Consider the following 15,812-nt stretch of genomic DNA (forward strand, 5'->3'; position numbering starts at 1 on the left):
CCCCGGCATCAAGGATGTTTGTCGTCGCGCTGACGCTCTCGGCCAGCGCAGCCCTTGTGCCTGTGCATGCGCAGCAGTCGACGCTCGACGCGACCCACCTCGTCGGCGTGCCGGTGAAGCTGCCGCTCCACTCGATGCGGGACCTGCGCTATCGCAGCATCGTCAGCCAGCAGTACGACTACAGCTGCGGCGCCGCCGCACTCGCCACACTGCTCAAGTATGGCTACGGCATCGACATCCCCGAACCTGAGCTGATCCGCCAGATGATGGTGTTCTCCACGCCCGAGGTGGTCGTCAAGAACGGCTTCTCCATGCTCGACATGAAGAAGTTCGTCGAGACGATCGGCTTGCGCGGCCGCGGTTTTCGCGTCAATACCGACGCGCTCTACCACCTGCAGATTCCCGTGCTGGTGCTCATGAACATCGATGGCTATGAGCACTTCGTGATCGTCAAGCACGCCGAGAACGGCCGCATCTTCATTGCGGACCCCGCGCTCGGCAACCGGATCGTCGCCGAAGACGACTTCGCCAAAACATGGAACGGCCTCGTCTTCGCGGTGCTCGGCAAACCGTTCCTGGAGGACTCTCCGCTGTTGCAGAACAACGAGTCGCTCGCGCTCAAGCTGCGTGAACAAGCCTTGCTCAATGGCACCGCGGCGACTCCCTTCTTCGAGTACGGCCTCGATAAGGCCGTCATGTTCTGAAGTCCGAAGAATCATGAAACGCAACCTCTCACAGTGTGGCATCGCGGCAGCCGTCTGCGCGCTCGCCTGCGCTTTTTCGAGCGGTGCGCTAGCGGCTGAAGGCATCGGCTTGCCGCAACCGGTGCCGGCGTTTCTCGCGAACGCCGACGGACAGGCGCAAGGCATCCGCTGCGAAGCCGTCGGCGACGACGTGCTCGCGCATCAGACCGGCAAATATGCCGGCAGCGACATGATTTCCGGGTTCGTTCTGAACCTGCTTTCTCAATGGCAATTGCCAAACGGCGCGACCGCAGTCGCGCAAGGCGCGCTCACGGTCGCCCAGAACGCGGCCAACCAGGTGAGCGCGCAGGTGAAGACCTACGCAACCGTGATCGACCCGACGCAGAGCGGGGCCACGGGCGCAAACAGCGGCGCCAACCCGAACGCGACGGCCACCGGCGGCCAGAACGTCTCGATCAACGGCGTCTCGCAGATCACCCAGGTGGCCGGCAACGGCAATACGGGCGCCAATGCCGCCACCATCTCCTATGACAACAACGCGCCGCACCTCGCGAATCTGCCAGGCGCCGCCAACCAGTCGAGCGCGTCGGCATCGAACGCGACCGGCAGCATAAGAGCGGGCATCTCGTTCGGCAGTAACGGCGTCAACGTGACGCTGCAGACGCCGGCGGGCATCGCCACGCAGAACATCGTGCCGGGCAACATGCAGCAAGCCGGCGCGATCGCCCAGTTACTCCAGGTCGCAGGCAACAACCAGCAGGTCGCCAACCAGTTGCAACTGAGTCTGCAGACGCAGCAGATGACGTCGCAAATGATCCGGCAGACCGGCGTATTACAGGCTCTGCGAAATCTCCACTAACCGAGGGCCTACACGAGACGTGCCAGTCAAGGAGACCACCACGCGGGCAAGGACCCGCGCGAGAAGCAGCACTTTGAATGAGGAGCATCGACGTGCGCGGGCTTGGAACCAGGGGGTTCCGCCGGGCGCCCGCATTCGATCCCGGGGGAAGAACAATGAAGATGATGTCCAGGGCGGCCGCGCCACACGTGTCGCTGGCCGCCATTCCAGCAGCCGTCTTACTATTCGCGCTCTCGCAATCCGCCCACGCGCAGGCGCTACAAAGCCAGTCGATCGAAGACCGCCTGAATACACTCATGCGCGTCGTCGACGAGCAGCAGAGGCAAATCCAGTCGCTGGAGCGCCAGGTGACGAACCTCGAAATGGCGCAACGCGGCCGCGGCATGCCGGGCGCGGGCGCGCCTGACGCCGCGTCCTACTCGACGGTCGCGGAACAGCCGGGCGCAGACGGTCTGCCTGTGCCCCTGCCGCCGCTCGCCCAGGCGCTGCCGGGCGCGACGGCGCCGGGTTCGCTCACCGGCACGGCCACGGGCGTGCCGGTGAACCCGCCCTCGCCCGACGCGGGCGCGACCAATGGTGCGACCGGCACTTCGGCCGCGAGCGGGCCGCAGCAGGGCGCGCCCGTTGGTATCAACCCGGGCGTCATCCCCAACACCGGCAGCCCGACCGTGGGTGAGACGCAAAAGAGCGCCGAGCCGTCGCGCACGCAAGCCGAAGAGGCGGTCGTGCAGCGCGAGCACGCGCCGCTCTTCGACCACAAGCTGACGTTGGACTGGGGCATCAGCGACAGTTACTACGATCGGCGCCAGCTCCAGCTTTCAGGCTTTCTTGCACTCGACGCGATCTTCCTCGGCAACATCAATCTGGGGCAGACCAAGTCGCACACGATCACGGCCGACCTCGACACGCGCTACGGCCTCACGGACCGCATGAGCATCGATGTGGACGTGCCTTACGTCTACCGGCACAGCACCTTCATCGTGGGTGGCGCGGGCGGCTCGGCCAGCACGCTCACGGATGCATCGGTCAATTCGAACGCCATCGGCGACGTGAACTTCGGGATCTACTACCAGTTCCTGAAGGAAACCAACAGCATTCCCGACGTGGTCGGCAGCCTGCGCGTGAAAACGGCGACCGGCACCTCGCCGTTCGGCATCAAGGTTCAGCAGATCACGCCCGACAACACCAATCTCGTCGCTCCCAGCAAGCTGCCTACAGGCACGGGCTTCTGGAACGTCACGGCCGGCATCTCGGTGCTGAAGACCTACGACCCCGTGGTGCTGTTCGGCAGCTTCTCATACACGTACAACATCTCACGCTCGTTCGCCGACATCTCCTCGGTGATCGGGCAGACCGAGCCTGCCGAAGTGAAGCTCGGCGACATCATCCAGTTCGGCGGCGGCGTAGCGCTCGCCTTCTCGGACAAGGACTCGGCAAGCATTTCGTACACCATGGCCATCGAGCCGCAGTCGAAGACCAAGTCGCCGGGCGGCACCTGGACCGGCGTGCCGGGCAGCCAGACGACCGCCTCGGTGCTCAACTTCGGCCTGAATCACGTGGTGAACAAGCACCTGACGATCAACGGCGCGGTGTCCGTCGGGCTCACGCCCGATGCACCGAACTTCGTCGTCGGCGTGCGATTCCCTTACACCTTCTGATCACATGAGGCCGATCGTGCGCGAATCCTCACATCTGGGCGCCACTGTGACACCACTCGCCGGAGCCGGGCAGCGTCTCGCCGTGGGCGGGCCGCCGCTTGCCGAAGATGTCCCCGACGTGGGCCGCGCGCGCGATGCGAAGCCCGAGGCGGGCATCGAGCGCACCCTGCTGTATGTCGCGCGTACGCCCGACCCGCTGCTGTGTGCCTACCTCAAGAGCCGTGGCTGGGAAATCTCGACCGCGCGCACGGTGCACGAGGCCTCGCGCCTCGTGAAGCCGGAGGCGGCCTACGCCGGCATCATCGATCTCACGGGTTTCGCGCCGCGCGAGTTCGCGGGCCTCGAGACGATTCTGCGGCTGCAGCAGGTGGGATGGATCGCGCTCACCGACGATACGCGCCTCACCGACGCCGAAGTGCGGCGCTTGATCCGCCACTATTGCTTCGACTACGTGCACGTGCCGGTCGCGCATGCGACGCTCGACTACCTCGTGGGCCACGCGTTCGGCATGGTGTCGCTGTGCGATCTCGACACGCCGGCCGCCGCCGCGAGCCAGGACGATGACGAGATGGTCGGCACCTGCGAAGCGATGCAGCAGCTCTTTCGCACGATCCGCAAGGTGGCCAACACCGATGCCACCGTATTCATCTCGGGCGAATCGGGCACCGGCAAGGAACTCACGGCGCTCGCGATCCACGAGCGCTCCGCGCGGCGCAAGGCGACCTTCGTGCCGATCAACTGCGGCGCGATTCCGCACCATCTTCTGCAATCCGAATTGTTCGGCTACGAGCGCGGTGCGTTCACGGGCGCGAACCAACGCAAGATCGGGCGCGTCGAATCGGCCAACGGCGGGACGCTCTTTCTCGACGAAATCGGCGACCTGCCGCTGGAAAGCCAGGCAAGCCTGCTGCGCTTTTTGCAGGAAGGCAAGATCGAGCGGCTGGGCGGCCGCGAGCAGATTCCCGTGGACGTGCGCATCATTTCGGCCACGCACGTCGATCTCGAGGCGGCGATGCGCGACGGACGCTTTCGCGCCGACCTCTTTCACCGCCTGTGCGTGCTGCGCGTGGACGAGCCGCCGCTGCGCGCGCGCGGCAAGGACATCGAAATTCTCGCGCATCACGTGCTGCACAAGTTCAAGCAGGACAGCGCGCGCCGCATCCGCGGCTTCACGCCAGACGCCATCGAGGCCCTGTACAACTACAACTGGCCTGGCAATGTGCGCGAGCTCATCAACCGCGTGCGCCGCGCGATCGTGATGGCCGAAAGCAAGCTGATCTCGGCGGAGGATCTCGATCTCGCGCACTTCACCGCGCAGCAGACGGTCACGCTCGCGCAGGCGCGCGAGGCCGCGGAGCGGCGCGCGATCGAGGCGGCGCTGCTGCGGCACCGGCACCGGCTCACGGAAGCCGCTGCCGATCTCGGCATCTCGCGCGTGACGCTTTACCGGCTGATGGGCACGCACGGCCTGCGCGACGAAAAAACGTTCTTTGGCGGCGAAGCGGAGAACCAGGCGGAATTGCCGACCGACGGGCAGGACTGAAACAGCCGATGCCGCGAGGAAGCGCGTCGGGGCGCCCGGCGCGCTCGGGTAGAATGACTGCGAACAGCTTACAACCTCGCACCTCTACCCTTTCGATGACGACGCTCACTCTCATTGTCGCGCGCGCCCGCAACGGCGTGATCGGCCGCGACAACGCGCTGCCCTGGCGGCTCCCCGAAGACCTCGCGTTCTTCAAGCGCACCACGATGGGCGCGCCCATCATCATGGGCCGTAAAACGCACGAATCGATCGGCCGCGCCTTGCCGGGCCGCCGCAACATCGTCGTGACGCGCGACGCGGGCAAGCGCTTTCCCGGCTGCGACACCGCCACGAGCCTCGACGAGGCGCTCGCGCTCGCGGCCCAGGACCAGGCGCCCACGGCGTTCCTGATCGGCGGCGCGCAGCTCTACGGCGAAGGACTCGGGCTTGCGCGCGAACTCGTCGTGACGGAAATCTCCGCGGACTTCGAGGGCGACGCCACCTTCCCCGCGCCCGACCCCGACGTGTGGCAGGAAACGTCGCGCGAGTCGCTGCATGCGAATGCACCGAACGACTTCGATTTCGCTTTCGTGCGGTACGTGCGGCGGGATTGATCGACGGGGGCGCGCAGCGCGGCACCCAAAAGCAAAACGGCACGCCAGGGCGTGCCGTTTTTCATCGAGCCTGTGCAGAAGGCGCTAAAGGGCGCTTACTGCCCCGCCACCGTCATCCGCTCGATCAGCACCGAGCCGGTCTGACGCGTGCCGCGCGCGAGCGTATCCGCGCCCACGGCGACGATGTGGTGGAACATCTCCTGCAGCGTGGAAGCCACCGTGATTTCTTCCACAGGGTACTGGATCTTGCCGTTCTCCACCCAGAAGCCCGACGCGCCGCGCGAATAGTCGCCCGTCACGAAGTTCACGCCCTGACCCATCAGTTCGGTCAGCAACAGGCCCGTGCCGAGCTTTTTCAGCATCTCCTCGAAGTCGTCCTCGGGCTTCGTGAGCGAGCTCTGGAACTGCAGGTTGTGCGACCCGCCGGCGTTGCCCGTGGTCTGCATGCCGAGCTTGCGCGCCGAATACGACGACAGGAAATAGCCCTGCACGATGCCGTCCTTCACGACTTCGCGGCGCTGCGTGCGCACGCCCTCTTCGTCGAACGGCGCGCTGCCGGCCGCGCGCGGCACATGCGGGTCCTCGACGATCTGGATGTGCGGCGCGAACACCGGCTTGCCGAGGCTGTCGACGAGGAACGACGTCTTGCGATACAGCGCGCCGCCGCTCACAGCCTGCACGAACGCGCCGAGCAGGCCCGCCGCGAGCGGCGCCTCGAACAGCACCGGCACCTTGCGCGTGTCGAGGCTGCGCGCGTTCAGGCGTGAAAGCGCACGCTCGGCCGCATAGCGCCCGACGGCTTCGGGGGAGGCCAGTTCGGCCGCGCTGCGCCGCGAGCTGTACCAGTCGTCGCGCTGCATGTTGCGGCCGACGCCTGCGATAGGCGCACACGAAACGTAGTGGCGCGAGTACGGATAGCCGTGCATGAAGCCGCCCGAGGTGGCGAGCACGAACTGCGAATGCTGCGCCGACACGCTCGCGCCTTCGGAATTCTTCACGCGCGGGTCGACGGCGAACGCGGCGTCTTCGGCGCGGCGCGCGATTTCCACGGCCTCGTCGGCGGAGAGATTCCACGGGTGATAGAGGTCGAGGTCGCGCGGCGCTGTTTCGAGCAGATCGCGCTCGGCGAGGCCCGCGCAGTCGTCGTCGGCGGTGAAGCGCGCGATGTTGTACGCGGCAGCCACCGTGTCCTTGAGCGCCTGCGGCGAAAAGTCCGAGGTGCTCGCGTTGCCGCGCTTGTTGCCGATATAGACGGTCACGCCGACCATCTTGTCGCGGTTGTGCTCGATCGTCTCGACCTCGCCGCGCCGCACCGAGACGGACAAACCGTCGCCTTCGGAAATCTCGGTCGCGGCGTCGCTCGCGCCGAGCGCGCTGGCATGCCGCAGGATGTCTGACGCGATCTCCTTCAGCTCGTCCTGGGTGTGGGGGAAAAAGCGTTGCCGGGCTTCGATGTCTGCTGCCATTGTCGTTACGGTCCGGTATTGGGCCGGTGCGGCCCGCTGATGTCGTGTTTCGCTGGTGTCGATTCAGGTGCCTCGGAACGCGCAGCGTTCGCAAAGCGCATCCCGCGATCATAGCAAGGTATGTGAACACGCATCACAGGCGCTTTCGCCGCCTGGCCCCCGCACCAACCGCCGTACCAATGCCCGCACCCGCATCGGGCCGCCGGCGCCGCTTTCCGCCGACTTCCAGCCCGAGCCGCACGCGCGCGCACGCTACAATACGCCCCATGAAACGCAAAACCCGCATTCAACCGATGAACGACGCTGTCGCCGAACAAGACGACAACGGCTACGATCGCCCGAGCAAATCGCAGCTGAAGCGCGACATGGAAGCGCTCCAGGAACTCGGCCAGGCCCTCGTGGAACTGCCCAAGGACGCGCTCAAGCGCATGCCGATGACCGAAGACCTCGCGGACGCCGTCCACGAGTGCCGCCGCATCACCGACCACGAAGGCCGTCGCCGCCAGCTCCAGTACGTGGGCCGCATGATGCGCGGGCTCACGGAGGCCGAAGTCGCCGCGCTGCGCACGAAGCTCGACGAGCACCGCGGCGTGAACAGGGCCGCCACGGCCCGCCTGCACTGGATCGAGCGCACGCGCGACAAGCTGCTCGCGGACGACGCCGCGCTCACCGAATTCATCCGCCAGCACCCCGCCGCCGACCCGCAGGAAGGCCGCACGCTGATCCGCAACGCGCGCCGCGAGCAGGAGCAAGGCAAGCCGCCCAGGTCCTTCCGCGAGCTGTTCCAGTGGATCAAGGACGCGAGCGCCCAGGGCGCCGGCGAGAGCGAAGACCAGGACGACGAGCGTGCCGACGAGGACCGCGAAGATGACGAAGCCTGAGCGCAGCCATCCTGACGAACTCGTGATCGGCCTCGTGTCGGTCAGCGACCGCGCGACGAGCGGCGTCTACGAGGACAAGGGCATTCCCTCGCTGATGGAGTGGCTCGGCAACGCGCTGAAAACGCCGTGGCGCGCCGAAACGCGCCTGATCCACGACGACGCGGGAACGATCTCCGCGACGCTCACGGCGCTCGTGGACGGCCTCGGCTGCGACCTCGTGTTGACGACGGGCGGCACCGGCCCCGCGCGCCGCGACGTGACGCCCGAGGCGACGCTCGCGGTCGCGACAAAGGAAATGCCGGGCTTTGGCGAGCAGATGCGCCAGATCAGCCTGAATTTCGTGCCGACGGCCATTCTGTCGCGCCAGGTTGCCGTGATCCGCGAGAACGACGACCACGCGGCGCTCATCATCAATCTGCCGGGGCAGCCGAAGTCGATCAAGGAAACGCTGGAAGGCTTGCGCGACGATCAGGGCGCGGTGAAGGTGCCCGGTATTTTTGCTGCGGTGCCGTACTGCATCGACCTGATCGGCGGACCGTATATCGAAACCGATCCGAACGTCGTGGCGGCGTTCCGGCCCAGGAACGCGCAGCGGGCGCCGCGCGCTTGACACTCGAACTTCAACGATCGCGCAGCAGCGGCAGCGCCGCTGCTGCTGCGTGTCTCAACGGCGCTCAGAGTGCCGGGCCGGCCTCGCCTGCCGCCACGTCGGGCACGATGCCCGGCGCCGGAACGAGGAAGTGCTCGCGGTAGTACTTGAGTTCGTCGATCGACTCGTGGATGTCGGCGAGCGCCGTGTGCATCGCGCGCTTCTGGAAACCCTTGTAGAGGGTGGGCTGCCAACGGCGGCACAGCTCCTTGAGCGTGCTCACGTCGAGGTTGCGGTAGTGAAAGAAGCGCTCGAGCGTGGGCATCCAGCGCGCCATGAAGCGGCGGTCCTGGCAGATCGAGTTGCCGCACATCGGCGACTTGCCCGGCGGCACGTATTGCGAAAGGAACGCCATGATCTGCTCGGTCGCGGTTTCTTCCGTGACGGTCGAAGCGCGCACGCGCTCGGTGAGACCCGAGCGGCCGTGTGTGTTGCGGTTCCATTCGTCCATGCGGTCGAGCACCGTCTCCGGCTGATGGATGGCCAGCACGGGGCCTTCCACGAGTTTCTCGAGCGTCGAGTTCGTCACCACCACGGCGATCTCGATGATGCGGTCGTTGTCGGGATCGAGGCCCGTCATCTCCATATCGAGCCAGATCAGGTTCATGTCGGTGCGCTCGATGAGCGGCGCGCCGGCAGCGGTAATGTCAGTCATGAAAGGCAACCCGAAGAGCGTTGGTGGCGCGGCGCGTGCGCGGCATCGACAGGATGCGATGCCCGGCCGGCGAGAACATATAATTGTCGCATAGATACCACGGACTTCCTGGATGCCTAATCTGTCCCCCTCCCCTGCGCTGTACTTCAGCGTGCTATTCGTCGTCGGCGTGCTCGCCATGGTCGCGACCAAGCTCTGGCTCGCGTCGCGCCAGATCCGCTTCGTGGCCGCCCACCGCGGCGCGGTGCCGGCGCAGTTCACCGCCACCATCCCGCTCGCCGCGCACCAGCGCGCCGCCGACTACACGGTCGCGCGCACGCGCCTCGGCATGATCGAAATCGTGCTCGGCGCCGTGGTGCTGATCGCGCTCACGCTGCTCGGCGGCGTGCAGGCGCTCGATCTCGGCATCTCGGATGCGATGGGGCGCGAATATGTGGGCCAGATCGCGCTGGTCGGGGCCGTGCTCGCCATCTCCGGCCTGGTCGAGCTGCCGCTCGACTACTACCGCCAGTTCGTGGTCGAGGAGCGCTTCGGCTTCAATCGCATGACGAAGCGCATCTTCATCATGGACCGCATCAAGGGGCTCCTGATCGGCGCCGCGTTCGGCATTCCACTGCTCTTCGTCGTGCTCTGGCTCATGAAGCAGGCGGGCAGCTTCTGGTGGCTCTGGACGTGGGCCGTATGGGTCGCCTTCCAGATGCTCGTGCTGGTGCTCTACCCCACCTTCATCGCGCCGCTCTTCAACAAGTTCGAACCGCTGCGCGACGAAGCGCTGCGCTCACGCATCGAAGCGCTCATGCAGCGCTGCGGCTTTGCGGCCAAGGGCCTGTTCGTGATGGACGGCAGCCGCCGTTCCGCGCACGGCAACGCCTATTTCACGGGCTTTGGCGCATCCAAGCGCATCGTGTTCTTCGACACGCTGCTCGCGCGCCTGTCCGGCAGCGAGATCGAGGCCGTGCTTGCGCACGAACTCGGTCACTTCAAGCGTCGTCACGTGATCAAGCGCATGGTCGTCACGTTTGCGATCAGCCTCGCGCTGCTCGCCCTGCTCGGCTGGCTCTCGCAGCGCGTCTGGTTCTACGAGGGGCTCGGCGTGCGGCCGTCGCTGCTCGGCGGCAATGAAGGGCTCGCGCTCGTGCTGTTCTTCCTCGCCGTGCCCGTGTTCCTGTTCTTCGTTACGCCGCTTGGCAGCCTCTCCTCGCGCAAGCACGAGTTCGAGGCCGACGCCTTCGCCGCCACGCAAACGGACGCGCAGCATCTCGTCAACGCGCTCGTGAAACTCTACGAGGACAACGCGTCGACGCTCACGCCCGACCCGCTCTATACCGCGTTCTACTACTCGCATCCGCCGGCTTCGCAGCGGATCGACCGACTGCTCGCGCACGCATGAACCGGCGCGCATCCAAAGCCGCCGGCAACGCAAAAGCTGCAGGCGCCACGCTGCACGGCGTGGTGATCGCCGCCCATGGGCGCCATTATCTCGTCGCGCCCGACGGCGGCGGCGCGCACCTGCAATGCTTCCCGCGCGGCAAGAAGAGCGAGGTTGCGGTGGGCGACCGCGTCGAGTATCAGTCGACTTCCGCCGACCAGGGCGTGATCGTCGCGATCGGCGAGCGGCGCAACCTGCTCTATCGCTCCGACCAGTTCAAGTCGAAGCTCTTCGCGGCGAACCTCGACCAGTTGCTGATCGTGCTCGCCACCGAGCCGCACTTCAGCGAGGACCTGCTCGGGCGCGCGCTCGTGGCCGCCGAGGCCAACGACCTCAAGCCGCTCATCGTGCTCAACAAGATCGACGTAGAGGCCGCGCTGCCGCTCGCGCGCCAGCGCCTCGAACGCTATCGCGCGCTGGGCTATACGGTGCTGGAGGTTTCGGTGAAGGGCCGCCCCGAGCAAGCACACGCGGTGCTGGCCGAGCATCTCCACGGCCATCAGACGATCCTGCTCGGCCAGTCGGGCATGGGCAAGTCGACGCTCGTGAACCTGCTGATCCCCGACGCCGAAGCGGCCACGCGCGAGATCTCGACGGCGCTCAACAGCGGTCGCCACACCACGACGTTCACACGGCTCTACACGCTGCCCGAGGGCGGCGCGTTGATCGACTCGCCGGGCTTCCAGGAGTTCGGCCTCTATCACCTCACCGAAGGCAAGCTGGAGCGTGCGTTCCCCGAGTTCCGGCCGCTGCTCGCGCATTGCCGCTTCTATAACTGCCATCACCTGCACGAACCGGGCTGCGCGATTCTGGAAGCCGTGGACGACGGCCGCATCGCGCCCGAGCGCCAGGCGCTCTACGCGCAACTCATCCACGAGATCAGCCAGGTCGTGCGCTGACGCGCGCCTGCCCCCAAGGCCCTATGCTCAAGCTCGTGCGCGCGCCGAATCTGCTGATCGCCCAGCACTGGATGAACATCCTGGCGACGGCGGGCGTGCCCTGCGAGCTGCACAACCGCTACCTGAGCGGCGCGATGGGCGAGATTCCGGCCGAGCAGTGCGCGCCCGAACTGTGGCTCGTCGACGAGCGCGACGAGAAGCTCGCCCGGCGTCTGATTGACGAAGCCGTGAACGGGCCGCCGCCGGGCTCGCCCACGTGGCGCTGTGCGCGCTGCGGCGAGGTGCTCGAGGCGCAGTTCACCGTGTGCTGGAATTGCGGACGCGATCGCGACGTGCGCGACGAGTGACGGCGTGAGTTGCTGATCCAGACGAAAATGGGCCGCTGGAAGCGGCCCATTTGCATTTCTGCGATTCAGCGTCGGGCGCTCAGAGCCAGACGGCAATCGTCAGCATGAGCAGCAGGATCATCCACAGGATCACGGCGCGCCACACGAGGCCCACGGCCGATTGCAGCGTACGCGGCGTGCAGTCGTCGCCCACCGTGTACGGACCGCCCTCGCCCGGCTGCGCGAGCACATCGACGCTGGACTGCTCGGCGAGCGGGCCCGACAGGCGCGCGCCCAGCGCGCCGCTGCCGGTGGCGAGCAGCACGCCTTCGTTGGTGTCGGGCCACTGGTTCGTGTGGTTGCGCCAGGCGTAGATCGCGTCCTCGAAGTTGCCGACGATCGCGAAGCCCAGCGACGTGAGCCGCGCAGGCACCCAGTCGATCACGAAGAACACATGCTGCGCGAAGTTCGAGAACGCCTCGGTGCGGTCCTCGGCCGGACGTGCCCACTCGCGCGCGAGGTATTCGGCGATGCGGTACAGCACGGCGCCCGCGGGCCCGATCGGCACGAGAAACCAGAAGAACACGCCGAACACGTGCCGATGCGAGGCGATCACCGCATGAATCAGCGTGTGGCGCACGATCTCGCTCACGGGCATGTCCACGGCGTCGATGCCGGTCCATTCGCGGAGGATTTCGCGCGCGCGCGGCACGTCGTCGTTGTTCAGCGCGAGATGGATGTCGGTGAAGTAGTGGCTGAACTGGCGAAAACCGAGCGTGAAGTACACAACCGCCACGTTCCACAGGAACGCCAGCACGAAGCTGATGTGGTACAGCACGTAGTAGACGAGCGCCGTGGCGAGCGTCCACGGCAGCACGACCACGAGCCACGCGAGGAGGCCATGCTTCTGCTTGCCGGCGTCGAAGCCGTGAGCGGCCCACTCCGCATTGAGGCGCACGAGCGCCATGACCGGATTATTGGGCGACAGCGCCCGCACCTGTTCGATGACGAGAGCCAGCAATACGGAAAAGAAGGTCATGCGACGCGCCGTGCAGATCGGGTTGCGAAAGGGGTTTTATGAAAGTGTTGCAACGATATCACAGGGCCAGATGTGCCTGACCATCGCCGGCAATTCGGGCGGCAAACTCGCAACAGTGCGCAGCGACGCTTGCACGCGCCGCCAGACGTGTTACGCGAGCAGGAAACGGTAGAAGTTGCGCAGCATACCGGCCGTCGCCCCCCAGATGAAGTGCGAGGAGCCGACACCGGAAGCGACGACGGGTTCGGGCACGTCGAGGTCCGGCGAATTGCGGTCCGGATACGGCATCGCATAAAAGCGCCGCTCGCCGCCTTCCCAGCGGAGCACGCGCACCTGGTGATGCACCGGGTTCATGAGAAAGCTGAGCGGCACTTCGAAGATGCTTGCCACTTCGAGCGAGTCCGCCGCGAGACTGAACGGCTCGTGCACGAGACCGACCACGGGCGTGACCCTGAAGCCGGTGCCGGTGAGGTAGTCGGGCAATGCGCCGAGCACCTCGACGCGCGCGGGGTCGAGGTTCACCTCCTCGTGCGCCTCGCGCAGCGCGGCGGCGATGGGGGTGGGGTCGGAAGGTTCGCGGCTGCCGCCGGGAAAGCTCACCTGGCCCGCGTGATTGCTGAGGTTGTCGGCGCGCTGGGTGAGCAGCACGGTCAGGCCGCCCGGGCGCATGGCAATGGGCATGAGCACGGCGGCCTCGCGCGGATCGCGCATCTCGAACAGACGGGCTTCCTGGGGTTCGGGGTCCCACGGCAGGCGCTGCTCGAAGCGCGTGCGCAAGCCGGCGGCGGTCAGGCGTTCCGCGGCGACCTGCGGAAGGCTCGCGCCCGTCGATTCGATCGGCAGGCTTTCGGGTTCAAATACTGGGCGGATCAACGGGCGTCCCGGATTACACGTACACGAGATTATTTTGCGGCCAAAAAGAAAAAAGCACCCCGGAGGGTGCTTCTTTCTTACAGCTTTTACGCCTGTTCGGCCGGAGCAGCTGCGCGGTCTTTCGACACCAGCTTTTCCTTGATACGTGCCTTCTTGCCCGACAGGTTGCGCAGGTAGTACAGCTTCGCGCGACGCACGTCGCCGCGACGCTTCACCACGATGCTGGCCAGCAGCGGCGAGTACGTCTGGAACGTACGCTCGACGCCTTCGCCCGACGAGATCTTGCGCACGATGAACGACGAGTTCAGGCCGCGGTTACGCTTCGCGATCACGACGCCTTCGTATGCCTGAACGCGCTTGCGGTTACCTTCAACCACGTTCACGTTGACGATCACCGTATCGCCGGGGGCGAATTCGGGGATGGTCTTCTCGCCCAGCACGCGCTGGATTTCTTCCTGCTCGAGTTTTTCAATCAGATTCATGGATTGACTCCGTATGCCATCTTGTCGGCGTTCGTACCTGTGCAGGGTTGCTGCACTACGGCCCCGATAGAGGATGGATTCACAACTGGCGCCGTTCACGCATGAAGCGGCACCGCCTTTTGCGCCCCTTGTCGCGCACGCCCGAAGCCTTACGCTTCGTTCGAGCCCTTCGCGAGACTAGCGAGCCACGCCTCGTCGGCCCGGCTCAACATCTTGTTCTTTCTGGCCCGCGCGATCAGATCGGGCCGCTTGTTCCACGTGTTGCGCAACGCCTCGCGGCGACGCCATTGCTCGATTTCCGCATGATGGCCGCCAAGCAGCACATCGGGCACGCGCACACCGTCGTATTCCTCGGGGCGCGTGTAATGCGGACAGTCGAGCAAACCGTCGACGAAGCTGTCCTGCACCGCCGAAAGCGCATCGCCCAGCACGCCCGGCAGGTTGCGCACCACGGCGTCCATCAAGGCCATCGCGGGCAATTCACCCCCCGAGAGCACGAAGTCGCCGAGGCTCACTTCTTCGTCCACGCAGCGGTCGACGAGACGCTGGTCGATCGCTTCATAGCGGCCGCACAACATCACGAGACCCGGCTCCTGCGCGAACTGCATGACGCGTTCGTGCGTGAGCGGTTTGCCTTGCGGCGACATCAGCAGCACACGCGGGGCGCTCACGCCGGCTTGCGCCTGCGCGGCCTTTGCCGCGTCGATCGCCGCTTCGAGCGGCCTGGCCAGCATGACCATGCCGGGCCCGCCGCCGTAGGGGCGATCGTCGATCGTACGGTAGTTGTCGGTCGTGAAATCACGCGGATTCCACGTGCGCAACGTGTAACGCTGCTGCTTCGCCGCCCGGCTGGTAATGCCCCAGTCGGTCAGCGCGCGGAACATCTCGGGAAAGAGCGTGACGACATCGAACTGCATCGCTCTCTCCGTTCAGCGAAATTGAATCAAGGCGCGCGGCGGGGTTGCCACAGCGTTGCCGCTGCTTAGTAGTCGGCTTCCCAGTCGACGACGATACGCTTCGCCGCCAGGTCCACCGTCTTCACGAACACGCCTACAAACGGGATCAGGCGCTCGCCGGTGGCCGGCTTGCCATCCTTGTCCGTGGACGCATACGTGACACGCAACACCGATTGCGCGCCATTGTCGATCAGGTCGGCAACCTTGCCGAGCTCGACGCCCGCCTCATTGGCGACATCGAGGCCGATCAGGTCGACCCAGTAATATTCATCGGCTGCGGGCGCCGGGAATTCGGCCCGGCTCACGTACACGCGCGCGCCGCGCAACAGCAGCGCGGCATCGCGGTCGGCCACGCCCGAAAGCTGGCCAACGACGCTGTCACCATGAACCTTGGCGCTCACGCGCACCGCGCAATGACGCTCGCGATGCGCCTGACCCTCGCGGCCCTTGAGGAGCCACCAGCGTTTAGCGGAAAGCAGCGCCTGGCTATCCTGCGCGTGCGGCGCGATCTTCAGCCAGCCCTTGAGGCCATAGGCGTCGATCACGGCGCCGACTTCAACGGCGTCGGCAGGCCAGCTCGCCTCGGTTTCGGCGCGCAGGCCCCCGGCTGTCCCGGTTGCGGGCGCAGCTTTCGCGGCGCTCTCGCGCGCAGGCTTGCGCACGAACGCACCAAAGGACGGCGCGCCGCGGGCGGCAGCCTTGCCGGCGCCGCTGGCTGCAACTTCGGGCGCCCCGCTTTCCGACGCGTCGTTCGCCTCTACGGCAGATTTGGCGTCATGCGCGGACATCGGCACCCCTTG

General features: G+C 66.2%; 17 protein-coding genes. 10 read left to right on the forward strand and 7 right to left on the reverse strand.

The genetic code is table 11. The features are described from left to right. The first annotated feature begins 14 nt into the window (after nucleotides 1-14). From AB4Y36_RS01080 to AB4Y36_RS01100, 5 genes are all read left to right on the forward strand, one after another. On the forward strand, nucleotides 15-704 hold the full coding sequence (locus AB4Y36_RS01080) for a C39 family peptidase (RefSeq protein WP_141710611.1): 690 nt from the start codon (nucleotides 15-17) through the stop codon (nucleotides 702-704). 13 nt (nucleotides 705-717) lie between these two features. Continuing rightward, nucleotides 718-1,563: a peptidase C39 gene (locus AB4Y36_RS01085; protein ID WP_368682126.1), complete on the forward strand. Its 846-nt coding sequence runs from the start codon at nucleotides 718-720 to the stop codon at nucleotides 1,561-1,563. A 155-nt stretch (nucleotides 1,564-1,718) separates the two neighbouring features. Continuing rightward, a complete protein-coding gene (locus AB4Y36_RS01090; RefSeq protein ID WP_368682127.1) occupies nucleotides 1,719-3,221 on the forward strand; it encodes a hypothetical protein in 1,503 nt (500 codons plus the stop codon). A 118-nt stretch (nucleotides 3,222-3,339) separates the two neighbouring features. After that, nucleotides 3,340-4,764 (forward strand): sigma 54-interacting transcriptional regulator, encoded by a 1,425-nt coding sequence (locus AB4Y36_RS01095; RefSeq protein WP_368682288.1) that lies wholly within the window; start codon nucleotides 3,340-3,342, stop codon nucleotides 4,762-4,764. Nucleotides 4,765-4,859: 95 nt separating this feature from the next. Then, nucleotides 4,860-5,357, forward strand: a complete 498-nt coding sequence (locus tag AB4Y36_RS01100; RefSeq protein ID WP_069262610.1) for a dihydrofolate reductase — start codon at nucleotides 4,860-4,862, stop codon at nucleotides 5,355-5,357. A gap of 95 nt (nucleotides 5,358-5,452) precedes the next feature. On the opposite strand, the gene pmbA is transcribed toward AB4Y36_RS01100, so the two are convergent. Then, nucleotides 5,453-6,823, reverse strand: a complete 1,371-nt coding sequence (gene pmbA, locus AB4Y36_RS01105) for a metalloprotease PmbA (RefSeq protein ID WP_069262611.1) — start codon at nucleotides 6,821-6,823, stop codon at nucleotides 5,453-5,455. Between the two features lie 266 nt (nucleotides 6,824-7,089). Between pmbA and yjgA the strand changes: the two genes are divergently transcribed. Together yjgA and mog are read left to right on the forward strand one after the other, a co-directional pair. Then, nucleotides 7,090-7,704 (forward strand): ribosome biogenesis factor YjgA, encoded by a 615-nt coding sequence (gene yjgA, locus AB4Y36_RS01110; RefSeq protein WP_069262612.1) that lies wholly within the window; start codon nucleotides 7,090-7,092, stop codon nucleotides 7,702-7,704. Next, nucleotides 7,691-8,314 carry a molybdopterin adenylyltransferase gene (gene mog, locus AB4Y36_RS01115; RefSeq protein ID WP_368605520.1) on the forward strand — a complete coding sequence of 208 codons (624 nt, stop codon included), beginning with the start codon at nucleotides 7,691-7,693 and terminating at the stop codon, nucleotides 8,312-8,314. Before yjgA ends, mog begins: the two co-directional genes overlap by 14 nt. Nucleotides 8,315-8,378: 64 nt before the next feature. On the opposite strand, the gene orn is transcribed toward mog, so the two are convergent. Then, complete coding sequence (orn, locus tag AB4Y36_RS01120) at nucleotides 8,379-9,008, reverse strand: oligoribonuclease (protein ID WP_368682128.1); 630 nt, start codon at nucleotides 9,006-9,008, stop codon at nucleotides 8,379-8,381. 112 nt (nucleotides 9,009-9,120) lie between these two features. Here orn and AB4Y36_RS01125 point away from each other — a divergent pair, with 112 nt between their 5' ends. Genes AB4Y36_RS01125 through AB4Y36_RS01135 form a run of 3 tightly spaced genes read left to right on the forward strand, consistent with a single transcriptional unit; the run spans nucleotide 9,121 to nucleotide 11,683 of the window. Continuing rightward, nucleotides 9,121-10,398 (forward strand): M48 family metallopeptidase, encoded by a 1,278-nt coding sequence (locus AB4Y36_RS01125; RefSeq protein ID WP_368682129.1) that lies wholly within the window; start codon nucleotides 9,121-9,123, stop codon nucleotides 10,396-10,398. After that, nucleotides 10,395-11,336, forward strand: a complete 942-nt coding sequence (gene rsgA, locus AB4Y36_RS01130; protein ID WP_368605521.1) for a ribosome small subunit-dependent GTPase A — start codon at nucleotides 10,395-10,397, stop codon at nucleotides 11,334-11,336. Before AB4Y36_RS01125 ends, rsgA begins: the two co-directional genes overlap by 4 nt. A 23-nt stretch (nucleotides 11,337-11,359) precedes the next feature. Then, the gene (locus AB4Y36_RS01135) at nucleotides 11,360-11,683 is read left to right on the forward strand and encodes a DUF2007 domain-containing protein (RefSeq protein WP_028206738.1); all 324 of its coding nucleotides are present in this window, start codon (nucleotides 11,360-11,362) and stop codon (nucleotides 11,681-11,683) included. 79 nt (nucleotides 11,684-11,762) lie between these two features. Here the strand turns inward: AB4Y36_RS01135 and AB4Y36_RS01140 are convergent, their stop codons facing one another. The 5 genes from AB4Y36_RS01140 to rimM all read right to left on the reverse strand — a co-directional run bounded on the left by AB4Y36_RS01140 (nucleotide 11,763) and on the right by rimM (nucleotide 15,800). Then, a complete protein-coding gene (locus tag AB4Y36_RS01140; protein ID WP_368682130.1) occupies nucleotides 11,763-12,701 on the reverse strand; it encodes a CobD/CbiB family protein in 939 nt (312 codons plus the stop codon). A 150-nt stretch (nucleotides 12,702-12,851) separates the two neighbouring features. Next, nucleotides 12,852-13,574 (reverse strand): CoA pyrophosphatase, encoded by a 723-nt coding sequence (locus tag AB4Y36_RS01145; protein WP_069262618.1) that lies wholly within the window; start codon nucleotides 13,572-13,574, stop codon nucleotides 12,852-12,854. Nucleotides 13,575-13,660: 86 nt separating this feature from the next. Beyond that, nucleotides 13,661-14,056: a 50S ribosomal protein L19 gene (gene rplS, locus AB4Y36_RS01150; RefSeq protein WP_035522529.1), complete on the reverse strand. Its 396-nt coding sequence runs from the start codon at nucleotides 14,054-14,056 to the stop codon at nucleotides 13,661-13,663. A 149-nt stretch (nucleotides 14,057-14,205) separates the two neighbouring features. Continuing rightward, on the reverse strand, nucleotides 14,206-14,973 hold the full coding sequence (gene trmD, locus AB4Y36_RS01155; protein WP_069262619.1) for a tRNA (guanosine(37)-N1)-methyltransferase TrmD: 768 nt from the start codon (nucleotides 14,971-14,973) through the stop codon (nucleotides 14,206-14,208). A gap of 65 nt (nucleotides 14,974-15,038) precedes the next feature. Further along, on the reverse strand, nucleotides 15,039-15,800 hold the full coding sequence (gene rimM / locus AB4Y36_RS01160) for a ribosome maturation factor RimM (RefSeq protein WP_368605523.1): 762 nt from the start codon (nucleotides 15,798-15,800) through the stop codon (nucleotides 15,039-15,041). Nucleotides 15,801-15,812 lie beyond the last annotated feature (12 nt).

It is taken from the genome of Paraburkholderia sp. BR10936, from assembly GCF_040965735.1.
GTDB lineage: Bacteria > Pseudomonadota > Gammaproteobacteria > Burkholderiales > Burkholderiaceae > Paraburkholderia > Paraburkholderia nodosa_A.

What these genes read in the sequence shown, in the direction of transcription:
- AB4Y36_RS01080 (WP_141710611.1), top strand. Translation starts at nt 15, where the DNA reads ATGTTTGTCGTCGCGCTGACGCTCTCGGCCAGCGCAGCCCTTGTGCCT.
- AB4Y36_RS01085 (WP_368682126.1), top strand. Translation starts at nt 718, where the DNA reads ATGAAACGCAACCTCTCACAGTGTGGCATCGCGGCAGCCGTCTGCGCG.
- AB4Y36_RS01090 (WP_368682127.1), top strand. Translation starts at nt 1,719, where the DNA reads ATGAAGATGATGTCCAGGGCGGCCGCGCCACACGTGTCGCTGGCCGCC.
- AB4Y36_RS01100 (WP_069262610.1), top strand. Translation starts at nt 4,860, where the DNA reads ATGACGACGCTCACTCTCATTGTCGCGCGCGCCCGCAACGGCGTGATC.
- pmbA (WP_069262611.1), bottom strand. Translation starts at nt 6,823, where the DNA reads ATGGCAGCAGACATCGAAGCCCGGCAACGCTTTTTCCCCCACACCCAG.
- yjgA (WP_069262612.1), top strand. Translation starts at nt 7,090, where the DNA reads ATGAAACGCAAAACCCGCATTCAACCGATGAACGACGCTGTCGCCGAA.
- mog (WP_368605520.1), top strand. Translation starts at nt 7,691, where the DNA reads ATGACGAAGCCTGAGCGCAGCCATCCTGACGAACTCGTGATCGGCCTC.
- orn (WP_368682128.1), bottom strand. Translation starts at nt 9,008, where the DNA reads ATGACTGACATTACCGCTGCCGGCGCGCCGCTCATCGAGCGCACCGAC.
- AB4Y36_RS01125 (WP_368682129.1), top strand. Translation starts at nt 9,121, where the DNA reads ATGCCTAATCTGTCCCCCTCCCCTGCGCTGTACTTCAGCGTGCTATTC.
- rsgA (WP_368605521.1), top strand. Translation starts at nt 10,395, where the DNA reads ATGAACCGGCGCGCATCCAAAGCCGCCGGCAACGCAAAAGCTGCAGGC.
- AB4Y36_RS01135 (WP_028206738.1), top strand. Translation starts at nt 11,360, where the DNA reads ATGCTCAAGCTCGTGCGCGCGCCGAATCTGCTGATCGCCCAGCACTGG.
- AB4Y36_RS01140 (WP_368682130.1), bottom strand. Translation starts at nt 12,701, where the DNA reads ATGACCTTCTTTTCCGTATTGCTGGCTCTCGTCATCGAACAGGTGCGG.
- rplS (WP_035522529.1), bottom strand. Translation starts at nt 14,056, where the DNA reads ATGAATCTGATTGAAAAACTCGAGCAGGAAGAAATCCAGCGCGTGCTG.
- trmD (WP_069262619.1), bottom strand. Translation starts at nt 14,973, where the DNA reads ATGCAGTTCGATGTCGTCACGCTCTTTCCCGAGATGTTCCGCGCGCTG.
- rimM (WP_368605523.1), bottom strand. Translation starts at nt 15,800, where the DNA reads ATGTCCGCGCATGACGCCAAATCTGCCGTAGAGGCGAACGACGCGTCG.